The organism is Actinoallomurus purpureus (genome assembly GCF_024055795.1).
GTDB classification, from domain to species: Bacteria; Actinomycetota; Actinomycetes; order Streptosporangiales; family Streptosporangiaceae; genus Actinoallomurus; species Actinoallomurus purpureus.
The window spans coordinates 945,474-959,708 of sequence record NZ_JAMXMY010000001.1; the positions used below are offsets into that span (position 1 = coordinate 945,474).

The 14,235-nt window shown below is 69.6% G+C and carries 10 protein-coding genes; 7 read left to right on the forward strand and 3 right to left on the reverse strand.

Features of this window, described 5'->3' with window-relative positions; all coding sequences use genetic code 11:
• Position 1: 1 nt before the first annotated feature.
• A complete protein-coding gene (gene eccCa, locus NE236_RS04300) occupies positions 2–4,066 on the reverse strand; it encodes a type VII secretion protein EccCa (RefSeq protein WP_252840453.1) in 4,065 nt (1,354 codons plus the stop codon).
• Between the two features lie 489 nt (positions 4,067–4,555).
• Between eccCa and NE236_RS44310 the strand changes: the two genes are divergently transcribed.
• The 5 genes from NE236_RS44310 (at position 4,556) to NE236_RS04325 (ending at position 10,464) form a co-directional block, all read left to right on the forward strand.
• On the forward strand, positions 4,556–5,380 hold the full coding sequence (locus tag NE236_RS44310) for a ricin-type beta-trefoil lectin domain protein (protein WP_252840454.1): 825 nt from the start codon (positions 4,556–4,558) through the stop codon (positions 5,378–5,380).
• 93 nt (positions 5,381–5,473) lie between these two features.
• Complete coding sequence (locus NE236_RS04310; protein ID WP_252840455.1) at positions 5,474–5,851, forward strand: WXG100 family type VII secretion target; 378 nt, start codon at positions 5,474–5,476, stop codon at positions 5,849–5,851.
• 90 nt (positions 5,852–5,941) lie between these two features.
• Positions 5,942–6,256: a WXG100 family type VII secretion target gene (locus NE236_RS04315; protein ID WP_252840456.1), complete on the forward strand. Its 315-nt coding sequence runs from the start codon at positions 5,942–5,944 to the stop codon at positions 6,254–6,256.
• Positions 6,257–6,300: 44 nt separating this feature from the next.
• A complete protein-coding gene (locus NE236_RS04320; RefSeq protein WP_252840457.1) occupies positions 6,301–7,650 on the forward strand; it encodes an EsaB/YukD family protein in 1,350 nt (449 codons plus the stop codon).
• Between the two features lie 63 nt (positions 7,651–7,713).
• Positions 7,714–10,464 (forward strand): right-handed parallel beta-helix repeat-containing protein, encoded by a 2,751-nt coding sequence (locus NE236_RS04325; RefSeq protein WP_252840458.1) that lies wholly within the window; start codon positions 7,714–7,716, stop codon positions 10,462–10,464.
• Here the strand turns inward: NE236_RS04325 and NE236_RS04330 are convergent.
• Both NE236_RS04330 and NE236_RS04335 read right to left on the reverse strand, forming a co-directional pair.
• Positions 10,374–12,377 (reverse strand): AfsR/SARP family transcriptional regulator, encoded by a 2,004-nt coding sequence (locus NE236_RS04330; RefSeq protein ID WP_252840459.1) that lies wholly within the window; start codon positions 12,375–12,377, stop codon positions 10,374–10,376. The two genes, NE236_RS04325 and NE236_RS04330, sit on opposite strands and share 91 nt — an antisense overlap.
• On the reverse strand, positions 12,374–12,826 hold the full coding sequence (locus NE236_RS04335; protein ID WP_252840460.1) for an MEKHLA domain-containing protein: 453 nt from the start codon (positions 12,824–12,826) through the stop codon (positions 12,374–12,376). Before NE236_RS04335 ends, NE236_RS04330 begins: the two co-directional genes overlap by 4 nt.
• A gap of 317 nt (positions 12,827–13,143) precedes the next feature.
• On the opposite strand from NE236_RS04335, the gene NE236_RS04340 reads away from it, so the two are divergent.
• Entirely contained in the window at positions 13,144–13,575 is a 432-nt protein-coding gene (locus tag NE236_RS04340; RefSeq protein WP_252840461.1) for a cupin domain-containing protein, read from the forward strand.
• Positions 13,576–13,878: 303 nt separating this feature from the next.
• Complete coding sequence (locus tag NE236_RS04345) at positions 13,879–14,091, forward strand: hypothetical protein (RefSeq protein ID WP_252840462.1); 213 nt, start codon at positions 13,879–13,881, stop codon at positions 14,089–14,091.
• The last annotated feature ends 144 nt before the right edge of the window (positions 14,092–14,235 follow it).

The window sequence follows — 14,235 nt, forward strand, 5'->3', positions numbered from 1 at the left end:
CTCACTCGTCCTCGTCCAGCACCGTCTGGACCACCTGCGTCGGTGTTCCGCGGCGTACGAGAGCGCCTCGTCCCGGCGGGCGCTCCACAGCGCGCTGGTCTCCGAGCAGCACGCCCTCCCGGTGGTCGCCGGACAGCACCAGGCCCGGCGCGCCGAGCTCGCGCAACCTGTTGATCAGCGGATCGGACATCAGCGCGCGGGAGCTGCCGCCGACACGCCGCGCCAGCACCACGTGGAATCCGAGCTCACGGGCCTGGGTGAGGTAGTCGGCCAGCGGTGCCAGCGGCCCTCGCGACGTGGTGCCGGTGACCAGGTCGTAGTCGTCGACGACCAGGTAGAGCTCGGGCCCGGTCCACCAGTTGCGTGCCCGCAGGTCCTGCGCGGAGATGTCCGGTGGCGGCAGCCGTTCCTTGAGCTTTTCCACCAGCTGGTCCACATAGGCGGTCGCGTATTCGACGTCACCGGCCTGTCCCCCGATGTAGGTATCGGGTATCGCGCCAAGGAGGCTGCGCCGGTAATCCACCACGATGAACCGCACGTCGTTGGCGGACTGCCGCTCCACGAGGCCACGCGTCCACGCGCGCAGGAAGGAAGTCTTGCCGGCCCCGGAGTCGCCGAAAACGAGGAAGTGGGGCTCGTCGCCGCGCAGGTCGAGCCCGACCGGCGCGAGGTCCAGCTCACGCACCCCGATCAGCACCTCGCTGGGCGCGGGCTCGTGCACCGGGTCCGCACTGTTCGCCGCGGCCCTGGCGGCCGCCTGCAGGTCCGCCACCGACACCTGCTTCGGCAGCGTCCGCAGTCGCGGAGCGCGTTCGCCCGGCCAGGCCAACGCGATGTCGGTCACCACCGCTTCCTGCGCCTTGTTGAGGTCGTCGGTGGTCGGGGCACCGTCCATCCGCGGCAGCGCCGCTTGGAAAAGGAGACCGGGCGGAGCGATACCACGGCCAGGTGCGACCGTGCGCAGCAGCTTGGCGACCTGCCGGTTGGTCTCGGACTCCGCGGGTTCGTTCAGCCGCAGCTCGATGCGTCCGCGGATGTTGTCGCGCAGGTTGGACCGGATCTCCTGCCAGCGGTTGGCGGTGACGATGAGGTGGACGCCGACGCCCAGGCCACGCGCGGCGACGTCCGTCACGAGCGCGTCGAAGTTCTCGTCCGCGACTCGTACGGCGGCCCAGTTGTCGATCACTAGGACGACGTCGGCGGCACCCGTCCCGGCGGGCAGGCGGTCCTCGTCGCGCAGCCGGCGGAAGTCGCTCATCGAGGAGATGCCGAGCTGCTCGAACAGTCGCTCCCGCGCTCCGACGAGCTGGTGCACCTCCGAGAGCGCGCGGCGGGTGCGCTCCTCATCGTGGCGTCCGGCGACACCGCGGACGTGCGGTGCGTCCCGCAGGCTCGCCAGTGATCCGCCGCCGTGGTCGACGCAGTAGAACTGCAGTTCCTCTGGGGTATGGGTGAGCATCGCGGAGATCAGGGCGGTGCGCAGCACGGTGCTCTTGCCGGTCTGCGGAGCGCCGGCGAGCGCCAGGTGGCCATGAACGCCCCCCAGCTCCAGGACGAGCGGGTACTGGGTCTGCTGGGCCGGCAGGTCGACGACGCCGATGGGGAAGCTCAGCTGTCCCTGCGGCCAGCTGATGGCCTGAAGTCCACGGTCGGGGGTGTCTACGTCGACGATGCCGAGCACGGCGTCGAGCGTGATGTGCTCCGGAAGCGTCGGCAGCCACACCTGGTGCACCGGTGAGCCGTACCGGCGGATCTGCGCGACCACGACCTGCATCTCGGTGCGCTCCCCTACCGCCGCACGTGGGGAGATCGTGGGCGCGTCCGCGGCGGACTCATCCCGACCCTGGTGGGGCGTGCGGAACGTGAACGGGACCGGCGGAAGTTGGGGGGTGGCGCTCAGCTCCTCCTCGGACGGATCGTGGTACGGGGCGGACACATGTGCGACCCGGAAGCGTTCGTAGACGGACTCGTCGACCTTCAGGTACGCCGACCCGGGAATGCTCGGCAGCCGGTAGGCGTCGGTCGTGCCGATGACCGCCCGGCTCTCAGCGGCGCTGAACGTACGCAGGCAGATCCGGTACGACAGGTGCGACTCCAGACCCCGAAGCCGCCCCTCCTCCAGCCGCTGCGTGGCCAGCAGCAGATGCATGCCCAGGCTTCGCCCCACCCGGCCGATCTGCACGAACAACTCGATGAAGTCCGGCCGCTGCGACAACAGCTCACCGAACTCATCCACCACGATCAGCAGGTACGGCAACGGCTCCAGCGGCTTGCCGTTCACATCGGTCCCACCCGCCGCCTGCCGCAGCTGATAGTCGCGCAGCGAATCCACGTTCCCCGCGTCGCGCAGCATGCGCTCGCGGCGCTGCTGCTCCCCGTGCAGCGCGGCCCGTACCCGGTCGACCAGCGCCAGGTCGTCGGCGAGGTTGGTGATCAGACCCGCCACGTGCGGCAGCTCGGTGACACCCGCGAACGTCGCACCACCCTTGAAGTCCACCAGCACGAAGCTCAGCAGCTCCGGCGAATGCTGCATCGTCAGCCCGGTCACCAACGTGCGCAGCAACTCGCTCTTGCCCGACCCGGTCGCACCCACCACCAGGCCGTGCGGCCCGATACCGCCCTGAGCGGACTCTTTCAAGTCCAGCATCAGGTCCTCGCCCTCGCCGGTCACGCCGATCGGTATCCGCAACAGCGCGTCATCGTCCGGCGCGCGCCAGCGCGTCCGCGGGTCGAACGTCGCCAGGTCCGGCACTCCGAGCATGTCGGGAAGCGAGATGGTCCGCGACAGCACCTCTTCCCGCTCGCCCGACAGGCGCAGCGGGGCGAGGTAGCGGGCGATCTGCTCACACAGCACCGGGTCCCCCCGGTCCGCCACGGCGTCCTCGACCGCGCTGTGCAACGCCGGAGAACGGCTGGTCAGTTCGAGACCGCCCGCCTCATCGAGGCGTGCCCGGACGTCGACCCGTTCGGGCTCCTCCTTTTCCTTGCCGACCAGGCACACCACCACGAGACCGGTCTGCTGCCCCGCGGCGTGCAGCAGGCGCGCGACCAGCGGTGTCCGCGCCCAGTCCGCGTCCGGCCGGTACCCGTCCAGCACGACCACCAGACGGCGTTGCGGGCCGCTGTCGCGGAGGGAGCCAAGGCGGCTCGAGCGCTCCGCTTGTGCCTCCTGGGCCTGGGTGAGCCAGTCGTCCAGGTAGTCGGCGAGCCCCTCGAATTCCTTGGCGACCAGTGGTACCACACCGGCGTCCGCGCCGCGGGCGTCCTCGTCCTGCGTGTGCGGAAGCCACTTGGCCCACTCCCAGCCTTGCGCCCCGTTCGCGCAGACCGCCACCGTGACATCGTCCGGCGCGTGCAACACCGCCAGCTGGGTGAGCAGCGTACGAGCCGCCGCCCGCGTCTGCTCCGCCGGGCCGAGCAGGCTCACCACGCCGGAGCGCCCCAGATCCAGCCAGGCGGGTTGCCCGCCCACCGTCGCGTTGGCCGCGACCAGCGCCTGGGCCGCACGCTGGGACTGCTTGTCGTACTCGGCCAACGGGTCGTTCTGCCCGGCCTCTTGGAGCTGCAACCCGTGCGGGCCGTGCCCGACACCGAGCCGCAGCTTCAGGAAGTCATCGTCGGTGCTCCGCCGCTCCCACACACGCCGGCGACCGGCCGCGATCGCGAACAGCCGCTCCGGGCTCGGATGGGCGAACGCGCTCGCCACCCGCTGCATGCCCGCGACGACGCGCGCCTGCCGGCGTACGTCGGCCAAGTGCTCGTTGAAGCGCTCCCGCAGCCGATCGCGGGAGCGGCGGTTCGTGCTGCTCGTCTGCCAGCGGACCGCGCCGGTGACGCCGACGGAGACCACCACGAAGCAGATGCCGAGCACGACGAGCCACGGCTTCCCGTACGTCACCATGTAGGCGGCCATGCTGATGCTGCTCAGCAATGGCAGCAGCAGGTACAGCCACGTCGAGGCGCTGTTGCTCTGGGGGGCCTGGGGCGGGGACGCCAGCTTGACCTGTTGCGCAGGCACCTCCGGCGGCATCGTACGGGCCGGGCGGTGAAAGGCGATCCTGCTCATGCGCCGAGGAAGGTCAGAGCGGGGGTGAGGCGATGTGGCACGTCGCGGTCATCCAGTTCTGCAGGTCATGCCGAGACGCGATCGGGACGGAGCCCGTCACCACGTCTCGGTGTTAGCGGTCACGTCGAATTCCGTGATGCGCGGTGGCGGAGACTCTGGCTCACCGTTATGCAAGTCTGGCTCACGATTGTGGAATAGTTGTGGATTTTTTGTGGGGGCATTCTTGAATTTCCGGCGAGAGCCGACATGATCCGGGTACGGGCTTGCGCGGTGCTGAGCGGGCTTTACACTGCTGCTCGAACTTCATTGCCGGACGGGGGACGGCGTGGCGGCTGAAAAGGCGTGACGGCAGCGATGGCCGACATCCCGGCTCGGCTTACGCCTTTCTCGATGCCTTACATGTTCCAGCGCCGGCACGCCTGTTCACTGACTTCGCCACCCGATCGACACCCTCACGGAATGGCGGACTTTCTAAGGAGGACCGGGACAGTGGAGGAACCGACCTCGGATGCGCCGGACGGTCCGGCGCGACCGAAGCTCGCACGTGCACTGACCGCGAGCATCCGCAGACAAGGTGACAAGGGGACCCTCACCGGCCGGATCGTCACCGCCGGCCTGGCCGTCGCCCTGACGTGTGCGCTGGCCATAGGCATCGGAGCGGTGGCCACACACACCAAGAGCGCGGCCGCAAAGAGCCCGGACGCGGCGGCACGGCGCTCGCCGACGACCTCGCCCTTGGCGAAGACCGTGCCCCCGTCGGGCGCGCCCAAGACGTACACGACGGTGCCGGCGGGCCCGGCAGGCCCGGTCCCGGTCCCGGTCGGCGCCGCCGCCACCCGGCCGAAGGTCAAGATCTACAGCAGGACCCCCGGAAAGCGCGCAGGCACGAAGACGATGTCGGCGGCGGAGACGGCGGCGCAGAAGGCCGCCGCGACCAGGACCATCGTCAGTTACGCCGACGGCCGATGCATTGACGTCACGAATAAGGGACAGACCGGCGTCCCACTACAGACCTGGGACTGCGATCCGGTGGTCGACTGGAAACGGTGGACGTTCTACTCCGACAACACCATCCGTTCCATGGGAAGGTGCATGACGGTGGCCGGTGGTTCGGCCAATGGAACGCCCATCGAACTGGCTTCCTGCAACGGCGGCGCGTCGCAGCGCTTCGTCCTGAAGAACTCCCTCGACCTGGTCAACATCGCGGCGGACAAGTGCGTGGACGTCAAGGGCAAGCAGACCGCGAACGGCACCCCGCTGCAGCTGTGGGATTGCGGTGGTACGTCCAACCAGAAGTGGCACACGGGCGCTTGACCGCGTCGAGAGACCCGATGCGCCGGACGATATTCGAGTGAACTGCACGCTGCGCCGGGCTCGTCCTGGCAATCACCACGAAAGGTGGACGTCATGGCCGCCGACCAACCTGGCGCGAACGTCGGTGGTGTGACCTACCAGGTCACGCCCGAGTATCTGGCCAATGCCGCAACGAGCACCGACCACACCGCGGCGGAGATCGACGTGATCCTCACGCAGATCCGGGCCTACGTGGTCAACCTCGAGGCCTCCTGGCGGGGCGTCGCGTACAACACCTTCCAGACGCTGATGGCCGAATACGACATCTACGCCAAGATGCTGCACGACAGCCTGACCGGCATCGCCTCCGGCCTGCGCGGCAACTACGTCAACTACACCGAGTCCGAGCAGACCAACATCAACAATCTGCGTTCCCTGGACGCCGGCCTCCCGAAAGGCAACCACACCGTCCCCCCGGCGCAGCTGGGCTGAGCCGTACGCCAGGCGGTGCATCCCCGGCGTCCGAGCGTTTCCACACGGAGCGATCGGCCGCCTCCCCCCTAAACGCCAAGGAGTCCTCCCATGGACGGCATCGACCACAGCCAAATGTTCGTTAGCGCCGGCCTCGAGGGCGCCGGCGCCTGGATGAACAACCAGGCCGCGCACTGCTCCGACGAGCTCGCCAGGTTGAAAGCCCAGCTCGCCCCCCTGCAGGAGGCCTGGACGCTGAGCAAGGCGGCCGACTACTACCAGGGACTGCAGCAGGAGTGGAACATCGCGGCCGAGGGCCTGTTCGGCCCGGCCGGTGTGCTCGGCCAGATCGCCCATGCGATGAACGTCAACTGGGGCAACTATTCCGACGCCGAGTGGTCGAACATCAGGACCTGGCAGCACTGAGCGGCGGCTGCGGCGCCGGATGAGCATGATGTGAGGAATCGTACGTGGATGATGAACGGTGCCGGATCACGGTGGTCGGCATGCGACGGCGTGTCGATCTCGCCGTACCGGCGCGCGCCCCGATCGCCGAGTACGTGCCGAACCTGAGTCGGCTGTGCGGCCAGGAGACCGACGAGACACTCCCGGCCTCGTGGTCGCTCGCCCTGGCCGGGGCCCGGCCGTTCCCGCCAAGCATGTCGCTCCTGGAAGCCCAGGTCGTCGACGGGGCGACGCTCTACCTACGGGACGTTGTCGAAGGCGAGACCGACGGGCCGCTGGTCACCGACATCGAGGAGATCGTCGAAGAGGCGGCCGGGCAGTGGGACCGCTGGAACGGTCGTCACCGCGCGATGACCGTCATCGGCGTCGGCCTCGGCGGGTTCCTCGCGGCGCTGGCGGTACTCGTCTTCCAGGCACCGACCGGTCCGCTGACCGGGCTCGTCGCCATCGTGGCCGGCTTCGGGTTCGCCCTGCTGGCCGGGCTCGCCACCCGTCGCGGCTGGGCGATTCCGGTGCCGCTGCGGGTCGCCCTGGCACTGTCCGCGTGCCCTGCCCTCGCGCTGGCCGGCTATACCCTGCCAGGGGCCGGGGACGGGGCCGGTGCGGCGATCGCCATCACCGCCGGGGCCGCCGTCGGTGCCCTGGCGGCCGCGCTCGCGCTGCCGCACGAGGCCACGCTGGCCGTGGGCCTGCTCGCGGCGGTGGCGCTGCCGGTGGCCATCCTGATCGCGGCGGTGGGGGCCGACCTCGTCGAGAGCGCGGCCGCGGTCGGAGTCGTCGCGCTCCTGATGCTCAGCTCGGCGGCGGCCGCCGCCGGACGCCTGGTCACCCTGGTCCCGGCGCGGGCGAATCCGGGCGCGTCCCCCGACCCCGTCGCGGAGACGGCGGAGACGATGAGGCGCGGCCGCCGGGTCATGATCGCCTTCGCGCTGGTCTCCTCACTGGTCTCGGTCGCGTCGCTGCTGGTCCTGACCGCGTCGGACGACCCGTTCGCGATCATGCTGGCGCTGTGCCTGAGCCTCGCCCTGCTGACACAGGCAGGCCAGAGCGTCGTCCCGGTGGCGGTCATGCCCGGCATCGCGGCCGGTGCCGCCGGGCTCGTCGCCCTGGCGATCCAGGCCCCCGTCCACCTGCTGCACGCGACGGCGCCGGCGCCGGCGCTGATCGTTTGCGGCCTCGCCGCCGTCGTTCTCGCCGTGGGTTTGACCCTGGCCACCCAGCCGGCGAAGACGCTGGACGAGCGCCCGTCATGGCTGGCCACCACCGGCCTGCTGCTGACCGTGTCCTCCGCGCCGCTGGCGGTGGGCGTCTTCGGCGTGTTCCAGTACCTCGCGGACGTCGGCGGGCGGCTCTGACCGGCGGCCGGCACGGAGCCCGCGTCGCCGTGGTGCCCCGCCGCCCGGCGGTACCGATGAAGGGTGGCGGCGGGTGAGGAGGTTTCGGGGTATGAACGCGTTCCTGCCGACGGCATGGTGAAGCTCGGCCGGCAGCGGGTGGCGCCCGGAGCGTGGGGCGCGCACCGGACGGTCGGCGCGGCCGTGCAGGCGGCGGCTGACGGAGCCGCGGTGTCCGTGGAGCCGGGCGTCTACCAGGAAGCGGTCGTCCTCGACCGGGACGTGACCATCGTCGCGGCGAAAGGCCGGGGCACCGTGCGGATCGTGTCACCTCACCGGCCCGCACTCACCCTGCACGGGTGTGCGGCGACCATCCGGGACATCACCTTCGAGGCGCCCTCCGGCGAAGAGGTGGCCGTCCTGCTCCGGGGCGGCTCTCCCACGATCGAGGGCTGCGAGATCGTCGGCCGTGTCGAGGTGACCGGCGACGCGGAGTGCACGCTACGCGAATGTGACGTGCGCGACGCGACGTACGCCGGCGTTCACCTGACCGGAACGAGCCGGGGAGTGATCGAGGAGTGCACGGTACGGTCGGTGGAGGGCGACGGCCTCCGGCTCGACGACTCCGCCGGCGTCGAGTGCGCGCGTACGACGGTGGAGCGGGTCCGCGGTTTCGGCCTGCGGCTGGGCGGCACTGACGGCGGAGTCTTCACCGACTGCCAGGTCAGCCGTTCCGAGGACGCTGCGGTGCTGGTCGAGGCGCCCGCCCAGCCCGTACTGCGCCGATGCGACATCCGCGACATCGGTGCCGAGGGCGTACGCGTCGAGGGCCTGGCGAAGTGGGCGCACAGCGCCACCCAGGTGCTCCCGTCCGAGACGCCCCAGAGCGGCGAATCGGCCGGCCGGGAGGAGACCCGTGTCCGGCTGGACGGGTGCGAGATCACACGTGTCGCAGCCGAGGGGGTCCTCGTCCGCGGCGATTCCGGCGTGCTACTGAAGGACTGCCACGTCCGCGACACGAAGGAGTCCGGTGTCCTGGCCGCCGGTGTCTGCCAGGTGGAGCTGGACGGCGTACATGTGGCCGACACGCAGGGCACGACTCTGGTGGTCATGGAGTCCGCCCGCGTCCAGGCCCACCGCAGTGTGCTCACCCGTGCGGCGGCGAACGGCGTGCACTGCAGCGGTGACGGCGTCGTGACGCTGACCGACTGCGAGGTATCCGAGACGGCGTTCACGGCCGTCCATCTCGGCGGTGCCGCACGCGCCACCCTCAGCGACTGCCGCGTTCGCGAGACCCCCGAGCACGGCATCCGAGTGCGAGAGCAGGCCGACGTGCTGGCCGAACGGGTCGACATCGAGCGGACCCGGATGGCGGCCGTGAGCGTCGAGGACGCGGACGCCGTGATCCGCGAATGCCGCATCAGCGACGTGGACGCCGGCGTCAAGATGACTACCCGGCATCGCCCGCTCATCGACGACTGTGAGATCTCCGCCGTGTCCCGTACCGGCGTCGAGGTCGGGCCGGGCACCGGCGTCCTGATGCGGGGCGGCAGTGTGCGGAAGACCGGCTCGGCCGGCATCTTCCTGGACGAACGCAGCGACGCCTGGATCCAGAACGTCGAGATCGCCGACACCGGCGGAAGCGCGCTCGTCGTCTGGACCGGCGCCCGGCCGCAGGTCCGCCATGTCACGGTCTCCCGTTCGGGGAAGAACGGTCTGTACGCCGCCGATGGCGGTGGAGGCGTCTTCGAGGACTGCGACATCTCCCACACCGAGTTCCCCGCGATCTACGTCGGGGCCGAGGCCACGCCCACCCTCCGGCGCTGTGTCGTGCACGACACCAAGGAGGACCTGACGCTCGTCGAGGGCGCCATTCCGGTATTCGAGGAGTGCTGGACCAACGACGTGGTGAACGCCACTCTGCCGACGACGACCCGCGGCGAGAAGCTCTCCCGAACGGCCGGGGGCCGGGGCGCCGGCGCCTCCGGACGCCGGCCCGAGAAGGCGGAAAAGGAGGCGACGGACAGTCTCCCGGACCTCCTGGCCGAGCTGGACCGGCTCGTCGGACTCGACCGCGTCAAGCAGGAGGTCAGCGCGCTGGTCAAGCTCATGCAGATGGTCAAGCGGCGCGAGGAGGTCGGGCTCTCGGCGCCCCCTCTGTCCCGGCACCTGGTCTTCGCCGGCAACCCCGGCACGGGCAAGACCACAGTGGCCCGGCTGTACGGACGCATCCTCGCCGCACTGGGACTACTGGAGCGCGGGCACCTGGTCGAGGCGGACCGCGGCGATCTGGTCGGTGAGTACGTCGGTCACACCGCGCCCAAGACGCAGGCGGTGTTCCGCCGGGCGCTCGGCGGCGTGCTGTTCATCGACGAGGCATACTCACTCGTGCCGTACGGGCAGAGCAACGACTTCGGCCAGGAGGCCATCTCGACGCTGGTCAAGCTGATGGAGGACCACCGCGACGAGGTCGTGGTGATCGTGGCCGGCTACCCCGGGGAGATGGACCGGTTCGTCGGCTCCAACCCTGGGCTCGCGTCGCGTTTCAGCCGGATCCTGACCTTCGATGACTACGCCGCCGAGGAACTGGTCAGGATCGTGGAACAGCACGCCGGACAGCACGACTACCAGTTGGCCGGTGATACCCGCGAACGGCTGCAGGAGTACTTCGATGACTTCCCGCGCGGCGAACGGTTCGGCAACGGGCGCACCGCCCGCCAGGTCTTCCAGCGGATGACCGAGCGTCAGGCGGAGCGGGTCGCGGAGATGCCGGAGGCCACCACGTCGGATCTGACCGAGGTGCGCCCGGAGGACCTGCCGCTGGACCATGTGTGACGGTCCATATCGCGATTCAGCTCGGCGGCGTAGGCACGGATGAGGTCATGGGACCAGAACCTGTCGCGGCCCGAAGCGGTGACGAGCCGGGTGCGCACCAGCTCGCCGGCGGCGTCACGGGCCGCACTCGGTGATACGCCGGCGAGGCCGGCCATCGCCTCGATGGTGATGTCCGGTCCGGTGTGCAGGGGCAGCAGCCGGAAGATCCTCGCCGCCTCCGCGCTCAGCATTCGGTACGACCAGGAGAACACGCTTCGTACGTCGTTTTCGAGGTTGTCGTCGCTGAAGCCGTCGAGGCTCTCCGAAGAGTCGCGGAGTTCGGCCGCCACCCGCGACAGCGGGTATTCGGGGTGGCTGACCGCTCGCGTGGCCACGATCGCCAAGGCGAGCGGCAGCCGGCCGCACCGCTCGATGATCTGCTTGACCGCGTCGATCTCTCCGGCGGTGCGCGACTCCCCGATCCGCTTCGCGAAGTACGAGAGTGCTTCTCGCGGAGACGGCACCTCCAGCGTGAGCAAGGACGCCCCGTTGGCGGCGGCGAGGCCGGTCAGCCGGCTGCGGCTCGTCACCACGACCATGCAGTCCGGCGTTCCAGGCAACAACGGCCGTACCTGTTCCATGTCGCGCGCGTTGTCGAGGACGACGAGCACCCGGCGTCCGGCGAGGACGCTCCGGTACAGCGCGGAGCGCATGTCCGTGGACGCGGGGATGTGCTGCGGGGAGACGCCGAGCGCGTCCAGGAAACCGTGGAGCACGTCGTTCGAGTCCGAAGTAACGCAAGCGGGGCCGAATCCGCGCAGGTCCGCGTAGAGCTGCCCGTCGGGGAACTCCGCGGCGACCCGGTGCGCCACGTGTAGGGCCAGGGCGGTCTTGCCGATACCGGGAATACCGTCGATCGCCAGCACGCGCAGGGTTCCGCGGTGTTCCCGGGGAAGGCCCGTTTCAAGGGCCTTCGCGCGTCCGGTGAAGTACGGCAGGTCGGGAGGAAGCTGGGCTGGCCTGATCAGGGGCACCGGCCGCGTGCCGTACGGGGTCGCGGCCCCTACCGGCCGGGCGGATCCGGAGCAGTCCGTACGTTCTGCCGGGTCGTCCCGGGCGGCCTGCTGACGCAGGACCTTGTCGTACGCGGCGCGCAACTCCGCGCTGGGATCGACGCCGAGCTCGTCCGCCAGCCGCAGTCGTATCTCCTGGTACAGCGCCACCGCCTCCGCCTGCTTGCCTTCGGCGGCGAGCACGAGCAGGTGTTTCGCCTGCAGTGCCTCGTCCAGGGGGTTGCGTCCGGCGGCTTGGCGGAGGGCCGGCAGCACGTCTTTCGCGCGCCCGCATCGCAGGGCGCTCTCAGCCGCCTCGCAGACCACCGAGGAGTACTCGTGTTCGAGCATCACGAAGGCCGGGTGCGTGCTCGAGGCGGGTTCCAAACCCTCTGCGCACCGCCCCTGCCACAGGCCCAGCGCGGTGATCAACAGCCTCAGGGCCGCTGCCGGCTCGTCGGCTTTGACCGCGCGGCGGGCTTCTTCCACCTGCTTGCGGAAGTCGAGAAGATCGAGGGAGTCCGCGTCGACCTGAAGCAGGTAACCGCCGCCCTGCCGGATCAGCCACCGCCCGGGGGACCGGGACCGCAGGCACGGCTCGAGAAGACGGCGCAGCACGCCGACGTACCGATGCACCGCGTTGGCCGCACTGGCCGGTGGCCTGCCGTCCCAGAGCAGGTCGACGAATTCTCCCATGCTGACCGGCCGTCCGGCCCGGGCGAGCAGGATGGCCAGGATGAGGCGTTGCTGCTTCGGCCCGAGCGGCAGCTCGCTACCGGCGCGCCAGGCCCGTACCGGCCCCAGCACGGAGAACCGGACGGTTTCGTTCGCAGATTCGCGCTGCGCCGTCGCCGACGATGCCCGTTCCGCGGGGACCGTCATGCGCTTGGTTCGGTCCAGGTTGGGACCACCGCGGCCTGACCATGACGAACGCCGTCCGCGTCCACCAGATTCCACATGGTGACGTCCTCGATCCAGAAACGACGACCGGACTTCGCGACACGCAGGCCCCGGTAACCGGTCACATGGCCGCTGTCGCTCGTGGCCTGAAGCAACGCGTTCCGGTCGGTCTGGTCGGCAGATGCCGCCGACAGCCAGGATGGCATGCCGACGAACTCCTCCCAGGAATAGCCGAAGCGCTGCTGGGCCGTCCGGTTGGCATAGGTGTAGCGCGGATCGGCACCGCCATCGTGGGCCAGCAGCCCGAACGGCGCCGACGTGTACAGCCACTCGGCGGCCTCCTGCGGCGTGGACCGGGCGACTTCGGACAAGTGCCTGCCGGTGAACCTGTGGTAGCTGGACTCGAGCAGGTCGGCGAACCACGGATCCAATGGTGTCGATGCCACAATCACACACTATTTCACATCTTGTCCGGAAGACGACGCGCTACCTACGTGGACCGGGCGGCAGGCCGCACGGTCGGCGCGAGCGGCCCGAAGCCGACATATCACCAGGCAAGGGGCACCGATCGCCGCACCCCATCGGAGTCCCGCCCTCCTGCAACGCCCGTTCTCACACTGTTCGCTTGTAAGGTTGGATCGCACACGCCAGAAACACACTTTGTGTTGTATTCAAGGCAGCACACACCGCGTCGCGCCGCCATACAGCCGGCGACGTGAGCGCACCCCCGAAAAAAGAAGGGCACATCATGCGTTTTAGGTCCCTGGTCGTCAGCGCCGCCGCACTCGCCTGCATGTCGCTCACCGCCGGAGTCGCTCACGCCACTCCGCCCGGTCCCGGGATCACCGGCAAGATCATCGCTCAGACCACCGACGGCGGTAAGGACTACATCCTCCGAGAGATCACCATTCCGGGGGGTCAGGCCACCGGCTGGCACTACCACGACGGCACTCTGCTCGCGTACGTCAAGAAGGGAACCCTGAGCCACTTCGACGCGACCTGCAAGTCGGATGGGGTGTACCGGTCCGGGAGCACTTTGACGGAGCCGTCAGGCGCCAACCACGTCCACATCGGTCGCAACCTGGGTTCCACCGACGTCGTGCTGGACGTCCTCTACATACTGCCTCACGGCGCGCCCCTGTCCGAGGACGCTCCTAACCCCGGCTGCGACTTCCAGTGACCGGTGTCATCGGCGCTCACGTGGACCGTTAAGTGACCCGCGCCCGACCGTTCTGCGGCTGAACGCCGCGAACCGGCTTCGCCATCCCTTCGGCGAGGGCGAAGCCGGTTCGCAAGTCGGGCGTGAAGTTCTCGGACGGGAAGTGTCACAACCGCCGCTGCTGTCTGGTCGTTTCCGGTGACGGGCCTTCCACCTCCGCCGGCCGCGCACGAGTTCTCGGTCTGACCTCTCCTCGGCGCGCGCACACCGCCCGATCCCCCAGTTCCGGCGGACGCTCCGGCCGACCACGAAGAAGGACGCACGATGCTCCGAGACACCGACGACCACTCCAGCCTCGCAGCGGCCATCATGTCGTTGAGCGCTGAAGCCGCCCTCCTGAAGGATCGCGTCCAGTTGCTACAGCAAGAACTCGAGCATGTCGACACCCGCATAGCCTCAGTGTCAAACTCACTGCGCGAACTGAGCCGGTCGGTCGAAGACGAGAGCATCCATGGCGAATTTGCACAGAACGGTTGAGCACCGTGCGGCGGTCGCGATCCGCGAGAACCCAGCGGACGATCACCACAGATCAGCCCCCAACCCCGGCAGCCCGCGCGCTGAGCGCACGGCCTGACACCGTGTTCCCCGCACTCTCGCGCAACAGTTGCTTCGCCAGGGGCG